This is a genomic window from Niallia tiangongensis (assembly GCF_044704065.1).
GTDB lineage: Bacteria > Bacillota > Bacilli > Bacillales > Cytobacillaceae > Niallia > Niallia tiangongensis.
The window spans coordinates 1,483,506-1,503,204 of the sequence record NZ_CP162613.1; the positions used below are offsets into that span (position 1 = coordinate 1,483,506).

The 19,699-nt window shown below is 34.7% G+C and carries 15 protein-coding genes and 2 pseudogenes; 12 read left to right on the forward strand and 5 right to left on the reverse strand.

What is annotated here, in order from left to right; genetic code table 11:
* Positions 1-20: 20 nt before the first annotated feature.
* The gene (locus AB3U99_RS07100; protein WP_400246612.1) at positions 21-1,139 is read right to left on the reverse strand and encodes a GntR family transcriptional regulator; all 1,119 of its coding nucleotides are present in this window, start codon (positions 1,137-1,139) and stop codon (positions 21-23) included.
* A 675-nt stretch (positions 1,140-1,814) separates the two neighbouring features.
* Here AB3U99_RS07100 and AB3U99_RS07105 point away from each other — a divergent pair.
* The 8 genes and pseudogenes from AB3U99_RS07105 (at position 1,815) to AB3U99_RS07140 (ending at position 10,845) form a co-directional block, all read left to right on the forward strand.
* Positions 1,815-1,919, forward strand: a complete 105-nt coding sequence (locus AB3U99_RS07105) for an ATP-binding cassette domain-containing protein (protein WP_400247978.1) — start codon at positions 1,815-1,817, stop codon at positions 1,917-1,919.
* A 61-nt stretch (positions 1,920-1,980) separates the two neighbouring features.
* Positions 1,981-2,244 (forward strand): annotated as a pseudogene (locus tag AB3U99_RS07110) (ATP-binding cassette domain-containing protein); the annotation flags it as partial.
* A 92-nt stretch (positions 2,245-2,336) separates the two neighbouring features.
* The gene (locus AB3U99_RS07115; protein ID WP_400246613.1) at positions 2,337-2,567 is read left to right on the forward strand and encodes a hypothetical protein; all 231 of its coding nucleotides are present in this window, start codon (positions 2,337-2,339) and stop codon (positions 2,565-2,567) included.
* 550 nt (positions 2,568-3,117) lie between these two features.
* Positions 3,118-4,800, forward strand: a complete 1,683-nt coding sequence (gene treC, locus AB3U99_RS07120) for an alpha,alpha-phosphotrehalase (protein ID WP_400246614.1) — start codon at positions 3,118-3,120, stop codon at positions 4,798-4,800.
* Positions 4,801-4,914: 114 nt separating this feature from the next.
* Positions 4,915-5,388, forward strand: coding sequence for a PTS glucose transporter subunit IIA (locus AB3U99_RS07125; RefSeq protein ID WP_400246615.1), 474 nt, complete (start codon positions 4,915-4,917; stop codon positions 5,386-5,388).
* Positions 5,389-6,387: 999 nt separating this feature from the next.
* Entirely contained in the window at positions 6,388-7,131 is a 744-nt protein-coding gene (locus AB3U99_RS07130; protein WP_400246616.1) for a sugar phosphate nucleotidyltransferase, read from the forward strand.
* Between the two features lie 27 nt (positions 7,132-7,158).
* Positions 7,159-9,888, forward strand: coding sequence for a hypothetical protein (locus AB3U99_RS07135; protein ID WP_400246617.1), 2,730 nt, complete (start codon positions 7,159-7,161; stop codon positions 9,886-9,888).
* A gap of 12 nt (positions 9,889-9,900) precedes the next feature.
* The gene (locus AB3U99_RS07140) at positions 9,901-10,845 is read left to right on the forward strand and encodes an NAD-dependent epimerase/dehydratase family protein (RefSeq protein ID WP_400246618.1); all 945 of its coding nucleotides are present in this window, start codon (positions 9,901-9,903) and stop codon (positions 10,843-10,845) included.
* 159 nt (positions 10,846-11,004) lie between these two features.
* On the opposite strand, the gene AB3U99_RS07145 is transcribed toward AB3U99_RS07140, so the two are convergent.
* The gene (locus tag AB3U99_RS07145; protein ID WP_400242960.1) at positions 11,005-12,504 is read right to left on the reverse strand and encodes a transposase; all 1,500 of its coding nucleotides are present in this window, start codon (positions 12,502-12,504) and stop codon (positions 11,005-11,007) included.
* A gap of 194 nt (positions 12,505-12,698) precedes the next feature.
* Here AB3U99_RS07145 and rfbG point away from each other — a divergent pair, with 194 nt between their 5' ends.
* Positions 12,699-13,769 (forward strand): CDP-glucose 4,6-dehydratase, encoded by a 1,071-nt coding sequence (gene rfbG / locus AB3U99_RS07150; RefSeq protein WP_400246619.1) that lies wholly within the window; start codon positions 12,699-12,701, stop codon positions 13,767-13,769.
* A gap of 484 nt (positions 13,770-14,253) precedes the next feature.
* On the opposite strand, the gene AB3U99_RS07155 is transcribed toward rfbG, so the two are convergent.
* Positions 14,254-15,345: a polysaccharide pyruvyl transferase family protein gene (locus AB3U99_RS07155; RefSeq protein WP_400246620.1), complete on the reverse strand. Its 1,092-nt coding sequence runs from the start codon at positions 15,343-15,345 to the stop codon at positions 14,254-14,256.
* Positions 15,342-16,298 (reverse strand): glycosyltransferase family protein, encoded by a 957-nt coding sequence (locus tag AB3U99_RS07160; RefSeq protein WP_400246621.1) that lies wholly within the window; start codon positions 16,296-16,298, stop codon positions 15,342-15,344. The genes AB3U99_RS07155 and AB3U99_RS07160 overlap by 4 nt, the downstream gene beginning before the upstream one ends.
* 155 nt (positions 16,299-16,453) lie before the next feature.
* On the opposite strand from AB3U99_RS07160, the gene AB3U99_RS07165 reads away from it, so the two are divergent.
* From AB3U99_RS07165 to AB3U99_RS07175, 3 genes and pseudogenes are all read left to right on the forward strand, one after another.
* A complete protein-coding gene (locus AB3U99_RS07165) occupies positions 16,454-17,563 on the forward strand; it encodes a polysaccharide pyruvyl transferase family protein (protein ID WP_400246622.1) in 1,110 nt (369 codons plus the stop codon).
* Positions 17,545-18,474 carry a glycosyltransferase family 2 protein gene (locus AB3U99_RS07170; RefSeq protein WP_400246623.1) on the forward strand — a complete coding sequence of 310 codons (930 nt, stop codon included), beginning with the start codon at positions 17,545-17,547 and terminating at the stop codon, positions 18,472-18,474. The genes AB3U99_RS07165 and AB3U99_RS07170 overlap by 19 nt, the downstream gene beginning before the upstream one ends.
* Positions 18,475-18,687: 213 nt before the next feature.
* Positions 18,688-18,979 (forward strand): annotated as a pseudogene (locus AB3U99_RS07175) (group II intron maturase-specific domain-containing protein); the annotation flags it as partial.
* A gap of 96 nt (positions 18,980-19,075) precedes the next feature.
* Here the strand turns inward: AB3U99_RS07175 and AB3U99_RS07180 are convergent.
* On the reverse strand, positions 19,076-19,630 hold the full coding sequence (locus AB3U99_RS07180) for a DUF3231 family protein (protein ID WP_400246624.1): 555 nt from the start codon (positions 19,628-19,630) through the stop codon (positions 19,076-19,078).
* Positions 19,631-19,699 lie beyond the last annotated feature (69 nt).

Here is a 19,699-nt window from a genome sequence, read left to right on the forward strand (position 1 = left end):
GAGAAAATGAACTTTTTCCTCTATATAGTATCCGGACAAGGTCCTGTGGAATTTCTTAGGATAAGCTTTGGTTTATACACAGAGGATGGAGGTAAAGTTCCTTTCTTTTCCACTGCATCCACAATCCATTTTGCAGCTTCCGTGCCCATCTCTATTTTTGGATGGGATACAGAAGTTAATTTGACTTCTGAAGCTTCGGTTAAAAAGGAATCATCATAGCCAATAATGGATATATCATTTGGGATAGTTAAGTTTAACGAGCGCAAGTAATTAATTACTTGAATAGCAAGTTGATCATTATAGCAAACAATAGCAGTCGGTCTATTAGCTGTTTCGAATACTTCCGTTAATCGCTCAATCGGATAAATCTCTTGATTTTCCGTTGAATAATTAATCATCATTTCTGGAAAAAATGGAATCGAGTATGCTTTATATGCTTGAATGAACCCTTTCATTCTATTAATTCCTTGTAAATCATCTGATTTAAATAATCCGATGATTTTTTTATGCCCTAGCTTTATTAAATGTTCGGTCGAAATAAACCCACCAAGTTCATCATCCATCACTAAATGTGGGGGAGAGAGCTGTGAATAAAATTGGTTAATCATTAAATAGGGAATGTTATTCTGCTCCAACTCTAAATAAAGCTGTATGTTTGGATTAAAAGTATTGGTTTTGGTTGGCTCGACAATTAATCCATCTATATTACTGTTTAGCATAGTCTGAAGACATAGTTTTTCCTTTTTTATATCATTGTCCGTACAAGCGAAAGTGAGAGAATACCCATGATTAGTTAAATATGATTCAATTCCTTTGATGATGGATGGGAAAATATAATCTGATATATATGTTGTGATTACGCCGATATTTTTCGTTTTTTTTAATGGTGGATGGGAAAGTAATGTTTGAGAAGAGTGAACCTGTTGATGGGAGACAAAAGTTCCAGCACCTTGTTCCCTATAAAGCCAACCCTCATGTACCAAATCTCCTATTGCTTGTCGGATCGTATGGCGACTTACCCCAAACATTCTTCCTAACTCATTTTCTGAGTGTATTTTTTCACCGGGATGCACTTTTTCGCTAATAATCCATTCCGTAATTTTCTCTTTCACCATATTGTATTTAGTTGTTTGTGCCACTGTTTCACCGCTTTCCATTGTAGTTAACGATGGTAACTTATACGTACAATAAAAATTATAGAGATATCGTATCAAAAAAAGGTGTAAAAGACCATTAATTTCGCAGTAAAAGGATGATAAAGTAGTGATATTTATTTGGAATTTCGTATAAAATGGAGCGCTGATATAATTAAATTAATATTATACGTACAAGTTTTCCATATCATCTTAGCTTTTTCATTAGGCTATTTATTAAAAGATTGTCGTTTTTTATAAATTAATGTTCATAACACCATAAATCGGATAATTGTGTGTAAAATAAACTGCATATAATATCATTTGCTTTTTCTGTATCCATGAAACTGATTAACCTTTAATGTATTTTTCGTTTTAAACCCTTTTATGATCGAATCATCATTGTTTTAATGCAAGTTTAAAGAACTACGTCCAAGTTTTCATTTGGGCGTTTTTACGCTTGTCGAGATCAGTATTGATGAGGGGAATATCCGAAATTCAGTTTTCCTTTCTCCAGCTTCGTTAAATTCATTCCAATTTGCCTTTTATAAAAAGAATACTTGATGGTTGACTCTCCCCTAAGAGGATAGTTCAAAGTTCCTTTTGTAAGATATGAGGAGGGAAGACTATGTATGAACTAACTGTAAACGATGTTAGCAAATCGTTTGGCAAAAAGGTTCTATCTTCGGACTAATTGGTCCAAATGGTGCAGGGAAATCTACTTTGACGAGAATACTAGCTACTTTGACCTTGCCCAATGAGGGTACTGTCAAAATTTCGATTTAGACGCTATTTCTGAGGTGAATAAGGTTCGAAAAAAAGTTGGTATCACTTTCCAACAACAACTGTATTTACGACAGGAACAGCTTGGGAAAACATATTGATTGCCGGTAAAATGTATGGCATGAGTACTACAAAAATAATGGAACGAGGAGAACACCTGTTAAAAGAATTTAATTTGTTTCAGGCATCCAACGATTTGATTGATACTTACTCAGGTGGAATGAAAAGAAAATTGGATATTGCGATAAGTTTGCTTCATAAACCTGAAATCCTTTTACTGGATGAACCTACAGCAGAATTAGACCCAGAGTCGAGAACTACCCTGTAACAACACACTATTTAGAGGAAATTAATCACCTAGCAATTGAAACTGCATTAAGCAACAATGGAAAGATACTTGATATTGGGACGCCAAAAGCATTGATCAATAAACTTACGGCTGATCAATTGGAAATCCACTATCGCAAAGTAGACTTTCCTAACATTCAAAAAATCGAAGAATATATTTCTGACCTGAAAGAGGTCGTACACCAAGAAATAAAACCAACGGCATTAACAATTATGACGAGTCATGGACAACAAATGCTATCTGAATTATTGCGATACTTAATTCAAAGTAATGTCGAAATAGTATTTAGTGAATTGAAATAGGCAAAGTTAAATGACGTTTATTTAGCAAAATTTAATGAGAAAGGGGCAGAACTATGAATAACATAACATTCGCTTTGTTATTAGCAAAAAAAGAGACTAACACCGCTAATTAAAAATCCAATAGCAATTATTATTTCAATGTTCCAACCATTGATTTTCCTAGTGGTGTTTGGAACGATATTTTCAAACATATCTTCTGTTAATGGGTTTGAAGAATCCAATAATGTATCATATATTTTACCGGGAATTTTGATCATGAATGCTTTATTAATAGGAGTTTTGAAAACGCATTACTTAATTTGTTGACAACTTGTATATACATGTTATGATAAAAGGGAAGGAAAATAATATTTTCGTTAATGGTCTTGCTCAAGTACAGTTCCAATAAAGTTGACGTTCATTGTGATGTCGACCATTTTGCGCGTGAATGAGCAAGTAGTAATTGTACTTTTCCTAGTAAATTATAATGAAATGGAAAAAAAGGCAGATACTAATTCCGTTAAGCTAAAAGGAAAAAGGGACATAATTTTCACATCGGTGGTGTAAATAGATGGAACAAGCATGGTGGCAAAAAGCAGTAGTGTATCAAATTTATCCGAAGAGTTTTCAAGATACGACTGGAAATGGAGTCGGAGATATTCAAGGAATTATAAAAAGATTAGATTATTTAAAGGAATTAGGGGTAGACGTACTGTGGCTAACGCCGATTTATGCTTCCCCACAAAAAGATAATGGCTATGATATTAGTGATTACTATTCCATTCATCATGAATATGGAAAAATGGAAGACTTTGATCAGCTATTAGATGAAGCTCATCAAAAAGGGCTAAAAATTATTATGGATATTGTCGTTAACCATACCTCTACTGAGCATGAGTGGTTTAAACAGGCAGCCTCTTCTAAGGATAATCCTTATCGTGATTTTTATATTTGGAAAGATGGAAAAGAAGACGGAAGTGAGCCAACAAACTGGCAGTCAAAATTTGGTGGGAATGCGTGGCAATATGATGAAAAGACAGGTCAATATTACTTGCATCTTTTTGATATAACACAAGCTGATTTAAATTGGGAAAATGAGCAGCTGCGCAATGAAGTATACAAAATGATGAAATTCTGGTTTGAAAAAGGGGTAGATGGCTTCCGTCTAGATGTTATTAACTTGATTTCAAAAAATCAGGACTTTCCAGATGATGATGGTTCAGTAGCACCTGGTGATGGAAGAAAGTTTTATACAGACGGTCCACGTGTACATGAATTTATCCATGAAATGAATCAAGAGGTATTTTCAAAATACAACAGCATGACAGTTGGGGAGATGTCTTCCACGACTTTAGAGCATTGTATTAAATATACAAAGCCAGAACGTAATGAATTAAGCATGACCTTTAATTTTCATCATTTAAAGGTAGATTATCCAAACGGAGAAAAATGGGAAATTGGGGAAATGGATTTTCATGCTTTAAAACAAATCCTATCTAACTGGCAAAGAGGGATGAATGAAGGTGGAGGCTGGAATGCCCTATTCTGGTGTAACCACGATCAGCCTCGAATTGTATCTCGTTATGGAAATGATGGAAAATATCATAAGGAATCTGCGAAGATGCTTGCGACGACAATCCATATGATGCAGGGGACTCCATATATATATCAAGGAGAAGAATTTGGGATGACCGATCCTAAATTTACATCTATTGATCAATACCGTGATGTGGAATCTTTAAATATGTATAATATTTTACAAGCAAATGGTAAGCCAAAAGAAGAAATATTAGAAGTTCTCCGAAGAAAATCTCGTGATAATTCTAGAACACCTGTACAATGGAATGGAGAGGAAAATGCAGGATTTACTGAGGGAACACCATGGATAGAAACAGCGAGAAATTATAAAGTGCTGAATGCAGAAAATGCATTAAAGGATAAGGATTCTGTCTTCTATCACTATCAAAATTTAATTAAGCTTCGCAAAGAATACGATATTATTACAGATGGAGACTATGAATTACTTGCTCCTGACGATGATAAGGTTTTTGCCTATTTGCGTAGCACGGATAAAGAAAAGTTATTAGTAGTAAATAATTTTTACGAGGAAGAAGCGGTGTTTACTTTACCGAAGCATATGGATACAACAGGATTAACAAGTACAACTCTTCTTTCTAACTATACAGATTCTGCATCACTTGGAGAAAGTATTACGCTAAGACCATATGAATCTATTGTTTATCATTTAAAATAAGACTTCGTTTCCTGCGGAGAAATTTCGCAGGAAATATTACTAATCAGATTTATGGGAAAATTTTCTTTATTGCGTTAAAATAGAATTAGAGAATCTTTTACTGGAGGTATTATCTTGTTTAAAAATCTATTTAAAAGAAATAAGGAAGAAAATACGAGTGCAACTAAAAATTACATTCAGCCTTTAGAAGGAAAACTATTAAGTATTAGTGAAGTACCTGATCCTGTTTTTTCACAAAAGATGATGGGTGATGGCATAGCAGTAGATCCGACTAATGGTGTATTAGTTGCTCCAGCAGATGGGCGAATTATGAATGTGTTTCCTACAAAGCATGCATTGAGCATGACAGACAATAGTGGTAAAGAAATCTTAATTCATGTTGGATTAGATACCGTTACTCTTAAAGGTGAAGGGTTCACTTCATTTGTTAAAGATGGAGATAAAGTAAAACAAGGACAAAAATTAATGGAAATCGACTTTGATGCGATTAAGTCAAAAGTTCCTTCTATTATAACTCCAATGGTATTTACGAACCTAGGAGAAAATGAAAAAGTAGTAGTGGAAGGAAATGAAATTAAAATCGGGTAAAAAAATGCTATGAGGCTGTCTCGCCTTATAGCATTTTCTTTATAAAGGGTTAAAAGTTGAATCAAAAGCTCAGGAAAAAAGTGTAGTAATGGCATTATTGATAAATGTAAAGCATGATCTCACTTTATTACAGGTGAATGGAAAACGACACTTGTTCATTTAATTCCAAGATTATATGAGGTTACTAGTGGCTCTATAGAAATAGATGGAAAAGACATCCGAGGTTTACCTTTTAAAAGTAATGGACTGTTTTGATAGATTTTCTTTCGCTACATGCAATTTTAAAGCAATAGTACTATCATCCGTTATTGAATTGGAACTTGATTCAAGATTGCTCTAGCAATGGACATCCTTTGTTTTTGCCTGACAGATAAATTAACTCTTTTATATTTCTTCTATTGTGGCTTCGACTTTACAAAAGGCAATATTCTCTCTAATCGTACCTGTAAAAATTCATCGGTTGAATGAAAGTCGAAATTCCCTCACAAAAAGAAAACCATCCATCATTCGACAAAAGTAGTTGATACAAAACAAGCCCACTCTAGCAATCTATTTTTCAATAGCAAACGATATTCCCCATTGTCTTTTTTATATTTGTCATAAGAACCATGACGTTATTGATAGTAAGTGATACTTGCCTAGAATTAGTAGAGAAATATTTTTCTCTCGCTTGAATTTCATATTAAAGTACTTTCGAACTATCCACAGCTTCCACTGTTTCTTGAGCACCATCTAATATTGTGAAGGCTCATCTATTTTATCTTAGATACAATATTACTTGTTTACTAATTATCAGAAAGCACTTCCGTTCAGTATGGGGCTTGCTTCCTGTTTGAGGGATAATAACTTTATTCCATACAGAGAAAGCGATAAAAAAAATTTTTTTCCCAATCTCTCAGAAAATCGCCTATATCTCATCAAACATAATGAAACCACCTACGCACACTTAGTAGCCTGTACATATAATGGCATGAAAATACTAAGTGAAGAGGTGAAAGCATGAAAGTTGTCATTTTATGTGGGGGCAAAGGAATGAGAATGAGAGGCTTAACAGAGAACATACCAAAAGCATTAGCTGATGTTAATGGAAAACCGATATTATGGCATATTATGAAGCATTATAGTAAATATGAACACCAGGAATTTATTTTGCCACTGGGATATAAAGGAGAACAAATAAAGGATTATTTTGTAAATCTGGCTTGGAAAAATAACAATCTCAAAATTGATTTATTAAACAATCAATATGACATTCTCGAAAAAGCAGAGCCTTGGAAAATTACATGTATTGATACAGGGCAAGATACGATGACAGGAGCAAGAATTAAACAGTTAGAAGAATATATAGAGGATGATATCTTCCTATTAACATATGGGGATGGTTTATCAAATATTGATTTAGATGCACTTATTGCCTTTCATAAAGAGAAAGGAAAAACAGTAACACTAACAGGAATTAAAAAAAATAATCAATATGGAGTACTTGATATAGAAGAGGGAATTGCCAATAGTTTTTCAGAAAAGCCAATTTTAAATGACTGGATCAATGGGGGATTTTTTGTTTGTAATAAGGAATTCTTTGACTATTTATCAGCACAGCCGGATTGTGTGCTAGAGGAAGAGCCTTTAAGAAAGCTAATTGAAGAGAGAGAATTAGCTGTCTATTTACATGACGGAATATGGATATCTATTGATACGCCAAAGGATTTAGAAGACGCTAGAAAGATATGGAAACAAAAATAATAGGTAAAAGGGAGAGAGAGGATTGCCGTGAAGTGGCTAAGAAAAAACATCATAAATGACTTTCTGGAAGCATTGTCTAGTAATGAAAAGGCGGATAAGTCGGCTACTGTAAATATTCAACTATTTTCAAAAGAGGTTTCGGTTAAATTTCATGTAGATAATTTGGTTGATATTTTAATTGGAGCTAAAAACAAAAATAATAAGATGCTTGCTTTACCATCTCCACAAGAAGAGACATCATCATCACAAGCGAATACTGTTGAACAAAATCAATTGATTAATGAAACTAATCCAAGCGCGATTAACAGTATTTCAAACAATGATGAAGCACTTGCACAAGAAAAGGCAAGACAAGAAACAGCCGCACAGGAAAAAGCAAAACAAGGAGCATTAGCACAGGAAAAAGCAAAACAAGGAGCATTAGCACAGGAAAAAGCAAAACAAGCAGCATTAGCACAGGAAAAAGCAAAACAAGGAGCATTAGCACAGGAAAAAGCAAAACAAGGAGCATTAGCACAGGAAAAAGCAAAACAAGCAGCATTAGCACAGGAAAAAGCAAAACAAGGAGCATTGGCACAGGAAAAAGCAAAACAAGCAGCATTAGCACAGGAAAAAGCAAAACAAGGAGCATTAGCACAGGAAAAAGCAAAACAAGCGGCATTAGCACAGGAAAAAGCAAAACAAGCAGCATTGGCACAGGAAAAAGCAAAACAAGCAGCATTAGCACAGGAAAAAGCAAAACAAGCGGCATTGGCGCAGGAAAAAGCAAAACAAGGAGCATTGGCACAGGAAAAAGCAAAACAAGTAGCAGCAGTTAAAATAAATGAGGTAACAAAAATATCTCCAACAGAGCCAATTTCATCCACCAATCAAAATTTCTGTGTAATTGCAGGAAAAGAATATTGTATTAAGATTATGGCGGTTTATCAATCACTTGTTAAAAATAGTGAGAATTTCAATTTATGGGTTTGTTGTACTGATGCTATTACGTATAAGTTTTTGAATGAAAAAAATCTAAAAAATATGCATCTTATTAGAGTAGAAGAAATAGAGAATGATCAGTTAAGAGCTGTTAAACAAGAAAGAATGACAAATGAATATTGTTGGACATTAAAATCTTTCTTAATTGAATACATTCTTAAAAATAATGATATTGAGCAAGTTTTATATTGTGACGGAGATATGTATTTCTTCTCTAATCCTGAAAGTATTTTTAATGAATGGGGCTCTGCTTCCATCTACTTGACTCCACAAAGAGATTTAGAATGGGTAGAACAAAAGTACGGGAAGTATCAGGCTGGTATTGTCGGATTTAGAAAAGATGAGACAGGATTGGCAGCTGTTCAATGGTGGAAGGATAGATGCCTTGAATGGTGTAGCGTAGTGGAAAGTAATGGCCGATTTGGAGACCAAAAGTATCTAGATCAGCTTCCAATTATGTATGATAATGTTCGAATATCTACTGATTTAGGGGTTAATGCTGCACCTTGGAATATTGTTTACAATAATGATTTTAAAATTTCTCTACAAGGAGAAAAAGTTTTCATAAATAATTACCCGCTAGTTGCATATCATTTTTCTTGTATAACTATTTATGATAGTGATAAATATGATTTATGGAGTATGCATCAATTAAATATTCCAAAGGAAATTATGAATGATATTTATGTTCCATATCTTGATCATTTAGAAGCATTAATTACGTCGTATCAGAATAGTTATCCTGGAATTATTCGAGCCACGCTTTCGACAAATGACTTTATTCAGGCAAAGACAAAGTACCATTCCACTAAATTGAAAAGAAAAATGATTAAGTACAATAATTATTTACTATTAACCTCTATCTTTAGTAAAGAATATTTAGTTAAAGGACTAGCGATGTACGATTCATTGAGTAAGCAGATAGACAATTTTCACTTATGGATTTGTACGATGGACCAAGAAACCAACGATGTCCTATCTAATTTAAATTTAAAAAATGTAACATTAGTGCCAGTAGAAACAATTGAGACACAGCAATTAAAAGAGATAAAACAACAGCGAACACTGCAAGAATATTGTTGGACAATAAAAGCAACATTAGTGGAACACTTATTAGCAACTCATTCCGATATTGATCATCTTTTCTATTGTGATAGTGATTTATACTTCTTCTCTAACCCAATCTCTGTGATAGATGACTTCGCTAGATATTCTGTCTATCTATGTCGTCAACGAGGAACAGACTTATTAGAACATTTCCATGGTCAGTATCAGGCTGGATTTATCGGATTCAAAAATGAAAAAAACAGCAGAAAGATTCTAAATTGGTGGGAAAAGAGATGCTTAGAAGAATGCTCTGAAGTATATAATGACGAACGGAAATCATGGGGAGATCAATTGTATTTAGATCGGATTCCAGAATTGTTTATTAATATTAAAGTAAATGAAAATCCAGGAATTAACGCTGCTCCATGGAATCTTATCTTAAATAATACAGAACAAGAAGTAACCATGAGGGAGAATAAAGTATATATTGACAATAATCCATTGAAGTTCTTCCATTTTGGAAGTCTATTAATGCTTAATGAGAATGAATTTGATCTATGGAAGCTAGAAGAAGTTAATATTTCAGCCCCAATATTAACAAATATCTATAATCCTTATTTAGTGAAATTAAAAGAGTTCTCAAATAGCCTCTCTAATAATCCAGAATTCTTTGCAAACGTACCTGCTGATTATACAGCAAAAAATCCTTATTCTATCGCCTCTTTATAAGTGGTGTATGCCATGAAATTGAAAAATAAAAAAGTGTTAGTAACAGGTGCTTATGGTTTTATTGGATCTCATCTTATTAAACAGCTAGTGAACGAAAATACGACTATTGCTGTAATTGTTAGAAAAGATTCTAATCCATGGAGAGTACAAGAATATTTGCCTCAATTAAAAATATATGAGGCAAATATTCAAAATCGCCCCGATATATGCCGTATAATCCATGACTTCCAACCAGACTATATTTTTCATCTAGCAGCTTATGGAACGAATCCCAATAATAAAAATGATTTACTTGCTTTTGAGACGAATATATTAGGAACAATGAATATCCTATTTGCGGCAAAAGATACAAATTGTCAAAAAATTATTTGCCTTGGTAGTAGTTCAGAGTATGGGGATAAAAAAGAACAGATTCATGAAGGAATGCTATTAGAACCAGTCGATATTTATGGAAGTACGAAAGCAGCCTCTACAATTATTTCCCATCAATTAGCACAAGAATATAAGATTTCGATAGTCACCTTACGGGCATTTAATATTTTTGGAGAAGCGGAGGATAACCATAAATTATTCTCTCATATTATTGACAAAGTACTTCGCGGTGAAGAGGTACAATTAACGACATGTGACCAATATCGGGATTATAGCTATGTAGGAAATATTGTCGATGGCTTAATCCTTGCATCCACAGATGAAGGAAATAATAATATGATTTTAAATATTGCTTCTGGTGAAGCTCATCCTTTAAGATATTTTGTTGATTTAATTTATCAACATTTAGATACGAAGCAAGTTCCTCTTTATGGTGCCATTCCAAAAAGGGCAAATGAAAGGAACGCACCAATACCGGAAATAACAAAGATTCAAACAATTCTTGGGTGGACTCCAGCTGTTTCCATAGAAGAGGGGATTAAGAAAACAATTGCCTGGTATAAAGGTTATTATCATTTTCAATAAATAGAGGCTCGGAAATTAAATGACTGATTCTGGGTCTTAAGGGGGATGATAGCTAAATTTTGGAGGATAAATTGGAATTTTCAAAGTCGTTTTTAAAAAAGTGCATATCAAATAAACCACCTATAGTGGATTTTTTTAAAAATGTATTTTAAGATGACTTTATAAGGACAAAAGAGATTTAATTAATGTGTTAAGATTTGCAAAATGATTCTTTTTTGCCTCCTTTAACCACGCATCGGCATGCTGGCACATGCCGATGATATAGGTTCGAATATTCCAATGCCTTGAACTACGTCCTCTTGAATCCTCTAAATGATAATCAATCTTTTGCCGTTTAATACAGCGCTCAATCCCAGTACGCAAGGAATAACGCTTATACCATTCCTTACTGTCACGTTTGACACGTGGAAATAGACGAGGATTATCCTTTGTCGATGTATAAAAAGTTCGTCCATATGTAGAGGTAGAACATGGGTTTGGGCACTTCCATTTTCCAACTACAGCTGGGCATCGCCATTTACGACGGTAACGTTTTTTATCCGCTCCCCAATCAAGCATTTTGCGACCAATTGGGCAAATCGGAACACCGTCTAAATTAATATCCATTTCATTGTAAATAAACTGCTTAGAACGCCTAGGATTGAGGTCAATGATGGCTGAAACATCATAGTGTTCTAACATTTTATAAATGGGATAAGCGTCTAAGGCTGAATCTAAGATGACTTCCCTAAATTTCCAATCAGGATACCAATGTAAAAGTTCATGATATGTACTTACAAACAGAACAGAATCGTGTTTACTAGCTCGATACATTCTTGGGTAGATTGGCAAATTATACGGACTATCTGAGGCACCTATCATAAAGAGATTTCGTCCATAATAGTACTTTTCTCTAGAGCTATCCCAGCCATAATCAGCATCAGGATCTGAAAATTGTCGTTTACATTGGCACTTCCAAATTCCTTGTTTTCGACAATCACAAAGGAATTTCCCATATGACCGACCTCCCGTTACAACAGGAGTTCCGTCAGCCAAAATGCTGAGTGACTGCGTATTTCCTAATAATCCATCTGATGCCGATTTATTTACGAATAGTGATTGAAATAGGAGTTGGAGTTGATCGTGTGCCTTTTGTTTATAATGAACTTTCTTGTTTTTTAGTGCACGGTTAACTAGCTTCTCCACAATTTTTGGATTTTTAGGTTCAAGTTTTTGATTCTTTTTGCCTTTCTTTCTTGGCTTTTTCAACCTTCTCTTCTTTCGATTGGATAGATGAGGAGTTGATGTAAGCCAAAGGCGTTTGAAAAAGTCATAAAACGTACCAACTCCAGGAACGTTGTCTGGAGAAAAGCCACTAAGAATGGCGAATATGGGAGTTGTTTTTAAGATAAAAACCCAGTGATCCACACTGGTTTCCTTTTGATAATGCATAAGCATTAAGCTTCGAAGCATATCACAAGGATTCCGTGGTTTTCTTCCTCTTGGATTAGAGGAATACCGTTGTTTCAGTAATTCTGTGGTGTCAGTTAGATCGATTAAAGAACACCAAATGATTGGTTCGAAGTAGAAATCTTTTAAAAACTTTTTATTGTAGTGTATGTCTAGCTGCTCTACAACAAAGTGTAGATAGGATTCATGAGAACGAATATCTGTAAGCATAAGTTTTCCCCCGTTTAAGTGATTAAAAAAATACCGTCACTTAATTATTTAGGGAACGTATGTTTGTCAAGAGGAAAGTTTGTTCGCATCTCCGTTTTGGGGGTGTCACAATAAAAAAGCCCTAGTCAAAAGACTAGAGCTTATGCGGAAAATTTAATTCCGAGAATCTATAATAAGGGAGTGGAGGTGTAACGATGACAACTGATTGGCAAAAAATATACAAAAATAAAAAGGTTCTCATAACTGGTCATACAGGTTTTAAAGGTTCTTGGCTAGCTATTTGGTTATCAAAGCTAGGTGCAGATGTAATTGGTTATTCATTAGATCCGATCAGTGATGAGTGTCTTTTTGAGTTGGCTGAGCTGAGTAATAAAATGAAGGACATAAGAGGGGATATTCGTGATGCGGTTAAGCTTCAAGCTGTTTTTGAGCAATATCAACCAGAGATTGTCTTTCATTTAGCTGCACAGCCATTAGTAAAACAGTCCTATCTAGATCCTGTATATACGTATGAAGTGAATGTAATGGGGACGATGAATGTGTTAGAAGCGATAAGAAAGTCGCCATCTATTAAAGCAGGAGTAATGGTAACAAGTGATAAATGCTATGATAATAAAGAGTTGGTATGGGGATATCGGGAAACAGATCCAATGGGAGGGTATGATCCATACAGTTCAAGTAAAGGATGTTGCGAAATATTGATTTCCTCTTATCAGAACTCTTTCTTTCCCATTGACTCCTACAGTAAGCATGGTAAGCTCATTGCTTCTGTTCGGGCAGGAAATGTAATAGGAGGCGGGGATTGGTCTAAAAATCGAATTATTCCTGATTGTGTTCGGTCTTTATTATCGGGTCAATCTATTAAAGTACGTTCCCCTCAATCTGTGCGTCCATGGCAGCATGTATTAGAGCCACTTTCTGGTTATTTAAAAATAGGTGCTTATCTATATGAAGAAAAAACGCAATATGCAGAAGGCTGGAATTTTGGACCAGAATCGAAAAGTGTGACTACTGTACAACAATTAGTAGAAAAAATAGTGATGCAGTGGAAGGGTGGAACATGGGAAGTGGATACGTCAGTTTCCGCAGAGCATGAGGCAAAGCTTCTTAGCTTGGATATAAATAAAGCAAAGCATTATTTAGATTGGCACCCTAAATGGGATATTGACCAAACTGTATATTATACAATAGAATGGTATAAATTGTATAAAGAAGTAGATGTATATGAGCTTTGTTTAAAACAGATAAGTGACTATGAAAAATAAGATAACCAAACAAATAGATGCTATTCTCTCCCTGTCATTCACGATTAACTAGAGCATGAAAGAAAGGGTAGAGAGCTTCTATTTTATTTCTTTGTTAAAAAAATGTGAGTATTGCTAGCTATAATAAAATAAACCAAAGAGTAGTACATCCCTCTATTTATAAGAAAACAGGATATTCCAGCATGGGAATATCCTGTTCAGACTGTAGACAAACTCCGGAATTTTAGAGGCAGACGTTTTTTAAAAAGTATATTTATTAATCTCTTCGAATAAGATGTTGCTTTCCGCTTCAAGGGTTCACTTTCCGTGGGGCTCGCGCTGAGCCGCTTCGGCCTATGGCCTGCAGGGTCTCAGCTGTCTCGCTAATCCCACAGGAGTCTCACCCTTGCACTCCAAGCAACGCATAAAAACTAATTTAACTTATTAAAAATCTTTTTGACGATAAACAGAACAGGATATTCCAGCATGGGAATATCCTGTTTTCTTACTTTTTCAATGAGGCTATAAAGTTTTTATGTCTAGCTATAATTCTTTCTTTTGCTATCCGTATTTTTTTTCGGTTTTTATTGCTTGTTAAATAATATTCTTTCTTTTCAATTGTTTCAGACAGTGTATTTGTATTGGTTAATATCGTATAAGGTAATTGGTGGATGGAAGCTGCGAAGTCTACTCCTTTTGAGCGATACGCTAATTGAATAAATGGAGTACCGCTAGATGCAGAAAGTACGTTTGCGTGAAGCTTTAGGTTTAAAGAAAAATGGCAAAGAGATAAAAAGTGATAAATTTGTGAAGCTGTGCATACTTCTGGAATGAAAATGACGTTACCCTGCTCTTTCAGGCTATCATACAAACTCTTGCAATGAGAGATATCCATATCCCACATTGGGAAAATCACAATTTGATAGCCCTTTTGTAATAATTTTGTACAAGTTTTAATCATTTGGTTTTTAAGTTTATATTCATCATAGCCAAATAAAATATTTTGAGTGGTTCCCCAATTGACTGCAATAATTTTTTTACTGGAGTCATGCAAGTATTTTCTTTGAATATAATCATCTTTTTTAGGTGTGAAAAGCATCCCAGAATCACCGATTATCTGATAATTACTTGCTGGTGATGGATTTAAAGCCTTAATATATTTGTGTGTAAGTGGACCTCTAAGACCTGCAAATGTGGAGTTTTCAATCACTTTTTTTATTTTATCTCTATTTATCTCTTTGTTATTAAAAGTAGTTGGCGATAACTGGAAATCCCCTCTTTTAAAAGATTCTATAGTTTCTTCCGTCATATAATCAATACCTGTTCCATAGCAATAAAGAGGAAGCTTCATTTCAATTGCTTCTAAAGCTAAATCAATAAAGAAATTACCTTGAAATAAAGAGCCTCCTCCTAAGACAACAAGATCAAATGGCTTTTCTGCATGTAATTCTTTCAGTGTTTTAGATGCGCTAATTGGATAGGAGAATAAAGTATAATCTTCGTTAAGCCATCTATCGCATGCTTGAGCAAATGCTTCATAACAAACTTCGTCTCCTATATTATTGACTCCTAAATAACCAAGATATAAAATTTTCACAGTTCGTTTCCTCCTTCCTTAGAAAGAATCGCTTCGATATGATCAAGGAGCTGTTTCGCACGAACTTGTACAGAATGTTTTTTTCTTACCATTTTATAACCGTTTAGAGCTATCCGTTTCCCTAATGTATCATAATGTGTTAGGTGATATTTTGCTTTCCGTTTAAAGTTCTCTTCATTTATTTCAATGAAATGGACACCAGGGATGAAACCTAAATCCTTAATTTCTTTCGTGCATGAAGCTAACAGTAATGTATTACAGGCCAGAGTCTCGTAATATTTCATTACAGGATAATGATAAATGGAATCACAGGTGAAAAACATTTTTGCTCTATTAAGCTCTTTTGCGAAACTGCTAGCTACCTTAAACGATTTCTCGTCGTACTGTTCGTGAAAATAGCCAGGATGTGCATGGTAGGTGAAATTAGGTAGACTTTTCATTTCATCGAGAACTTTTTGACGTAATGGATAAACAGTAGGATGTACAGCACCCATCATTAAATAATCAATCGTTTTCTTTTGATTGAAGTCTTTAAATACATCGATATTAACATAATGGGGGAACCATATCATTTTATCTTTAAAATCTGGATACCATTCCAAAAAAGTATCTCTATAATGGGTAAAGATGTATTTTACATTATTTTCTTTAATAAATGATCTTCTTTGGTCCATCTGGTAGTTTAAATCATGCATAATTATTCCCAATGGAATATTGCAGTCCTTTAGGCCAGTTACTTTTGGTGATCGAGTAGGACGTAAATCATTTACTAGGATAAAGTCAGGCTGAAAGTTCATTTTTTGTAGAATTCCACTTATATTACCGTCTTCCTCCCAGGTTCTTATATCAACATATTTCTTTAATTCCTCTGTTAAATAATACGTATTTCTTTCTATCCCACTTTCCCAGTTCTTTGTAATAAAAAGTATCTTTCTTTTCTTCTTTAATGTCATCAGCATCATGTCCTTTCCCTAATATTTACTATATATTCTATTCTTGTCCACTTAAATCGGACCATAGCAATTTGTCCAAATATTAGCTGTCGGTCACCTTTTAATGGATTGTCCATATACTATTAAGAGACACGAGAGGTAGGAGGCGTACTTAGATGAATAAGATTATTCTTTCAGGTTATTACGGGGAACTAAATAGCGGAGATGATGCATTACTACTAGTATCCTCTTGGGGTAGTCGACAATTTCTTTTTGGAGAGAAAATCTATGGGACATGTATACAAAAACCTTTTCTTCCATTAGATGCTGATATTGAAGTGCTTTTTGTTTCTGAAGAACAAGAGCGTAACGAAAACCTTTTGCGATTGTACAGGCAGTGTTATAGGAGCGATTTCATTTTATTTGGGGGCGGATCTGTTTTTCATTCAACAGATAAAATGACAAGAGATGGGGATTTAATCGATTTAAATAGGGGAAAAGGAGCAGCAGCGATTGGTGTATCTTTTGGCCCGTTTAGAGATTCTGCTGCAAAAGATGCATGTAGGAAGCTTATTGAGAAATTTAAATATATCGGTTGCAGGGATGAGGAAAGCTATGAATTAATTCGTTCTCTCCATTCTAATATTAATGCAGACTTAACGTTTGATTTAGCAGTCCTTTTACCGCTAGTATCTGGGGAAGATTTTTCAGGAAATCATAAGAGAAAGGGGCTAGGAATTTCCTTATGCCATTATGAAAGATATATTGGGGGAGATACAAGTTTAGAAAAAACAAGGGTTGAAAAAATGGTAAATGTTTTAAATGGGTTAAAAGAAGAGCATTTTGAGGAATTAGTTTTTATCGATTTTAATGGTCATCCTATTTTTGGAGATCAGGACATTCATCGAGAGGTTATCGAGCAGCTACACACGAATATACCAATTAGACATGTTTCCTATGATAAAAACCCATTAAATGTTCTTCGCACTATTGCCTCTTTAAAAGGGTTGATTGGTATGCGATTGCATAGTGCTGTTTTTGGCTATATCACTAATACACCAACTATCATTTTCTCTTACCATCCCAAATGCGATGGATGGGCAAAACAAATTCAAGCAGACAATGATTTTATTATTTCCTCCAATTCCTTTACGGAGGAAAGTGTATGGCACGCTCTTAGGCAAATTGCAGCTGGTCAATATCAGTATCCTAAGCTACCAATAAAAAATGCACAATCATTAGCAATGAAAAATTGGGAGGGTGCAAGATGGTCGCTGTCTCAGTAGTAATCCCGCTTTATAATAAAGAACAATATATTGAAAGAACGATAATGTCCATACTATCCCAAACATTCCAGGATTTTGAGATTATTATTGTAGACGATGGATCAACAGATGGCAGTGTAGAAAAAGCAGAAGCATGGATAGACAATCGAATTACAGTACGAAAGATGGAACATAAAGGTGCTTCAGCAGCAAGAAATGAAGGGATTCTTGCTGCAAAAGCAGATTTAATTACTTTTATTGATGCAGACGATGAATGGAAGCCGCGATTCCTAGAAAATATCATCGATTTAAAAAACAAATATCCTTATTGTGGTGCTTATGCGACAAGTTATGAGATTCAGTTGCCAAGTAAAAAAAGGATTATCCCTACTATTTATGAAATACCAGAAGAGTGGGAAGGTGTGTTTACAAACTATGTGGAAAAAACACTAAAGGATTTGCCTATTATATCCTCCGCAGTTGCTGTTCGAAAAGAAATTTTTAAAGAAATAGGTTTGTTTAAAGAAGGGGAACCACTTGGGGAAGATCAAGATATGTGGTTGAGAATCGGAATGAATTATCCGATTGCATATAAAAATGAAAGCTTTGCGATTTATTATCGTGGTTTAGAAAATAGTGTGTGCATGGATTTAAGTATTCTAAATCGATATCCAATTATCGACTACTTAGAGAGACTCCTTCATAAAGAAAATCTTCCTTATATCGACGTGTATTTATCAAAATTAAAATTAGATTACAGCAAAAGATTACTAGAGGCAAACCAATTAGATTCTGCATGGGAAGAATTACATCATACAAAAGCAAAAGTATATAAGTGGGAAAAAATAAAATTATGGATGCTTTACTATTGGAAAAAATTAGCCAATAAATATAGCTTTCATTCCAAAAAATACAACAAAGAATGTCCATAGCCTAATGCCTTTAAAAGACACTGTGCCCCCGCTAAAAGAAAGAGCTGGGGCCCTTGATGTGCACCCGGCATGCGCATGAACTACTATAGGGTGCAAGTCCCGAACTCCGAAGACAGAAGTAGAGGTTAGCCAAGAGCAAGGGTGTCCGTGGTGACGCGGAATCTGAAGGAAGCTGGAGGCAAAACACCGGTCCGAGGAACACGAATCTCATATTATTTTGCATTGGCAGATACAAGCTCCACATTCAAATCACTAGATATCTGGATTAAAAGAAGATTAAGGATGTGTCTATGGAAGAATTAGAAGAAACCTCGAACAAGGATCAGAAATCTTACTCTGTTGAAAGTTCCATATGGAAAAGCATACGAGTGGGGAAACACTCGAAAAGGGGACTGCGTATTTCTATAACCCCCATATTACACAGAACCCTCGGCAATTCATTGGGAAAGCCCAAGGGCTGAAAAGTCTGCAAGTTCGTTATGAAACTTTGCGTTTTTCATCTTAATTGAACCGCCGTATACGGAACCGTACGTACGATGGTGTGAGAGGTCGGAGGGTAATTACCTCCTCCTACTCGATTTTACCTATCGCTATAATCTTCTCATGAATTTTCAGTTGGTGCACCAGGAGGATAGTAATAAGGAGGAACTTTAATCCAGCCTCTTTTTCTCATTAAATCTTTTACACTTGCACCGAATTTCATTTTTTCTAACATACATTGGGTAAACATAGTAGCTACATCATTTCGTATACATTGGGATACAGATGCCGCACAGTGAGTAATTGATGCAGCGGTTTTAATGCTTAACCCATTCATTATTTCGTCATCAGTCATCTTAACACCAAGAGGTACAGCTTGTGAATTAGAAAGTGGTCGTTGTTCACTAGTTGGTGGCAATGGAATTCCTTCTGCCATAAGAAATTCTTGGAATCTTTGCCCTTGTGCATCGCATTGTTTATAACTGTCTTTTAATGATTTAATAACATCATCATCTGTTGTCGTATTTAATGCAACCTGAATATAAATATTCGCTTCGTCCACTATAGTAAGATAGGTCCAGCAACTCATCACTTCGCCTACATGTAGAGGATTTTTTGGCTCCATATCTAAATTCAATTGCAAATAATCTTTTAATGCTTCAAAAATAGTTGTCATCGTAACCATCCTAATAGGAAAATTTTTTCATTAATTAACAATCCTTTGTTGTTTAAAAACAATGGATTG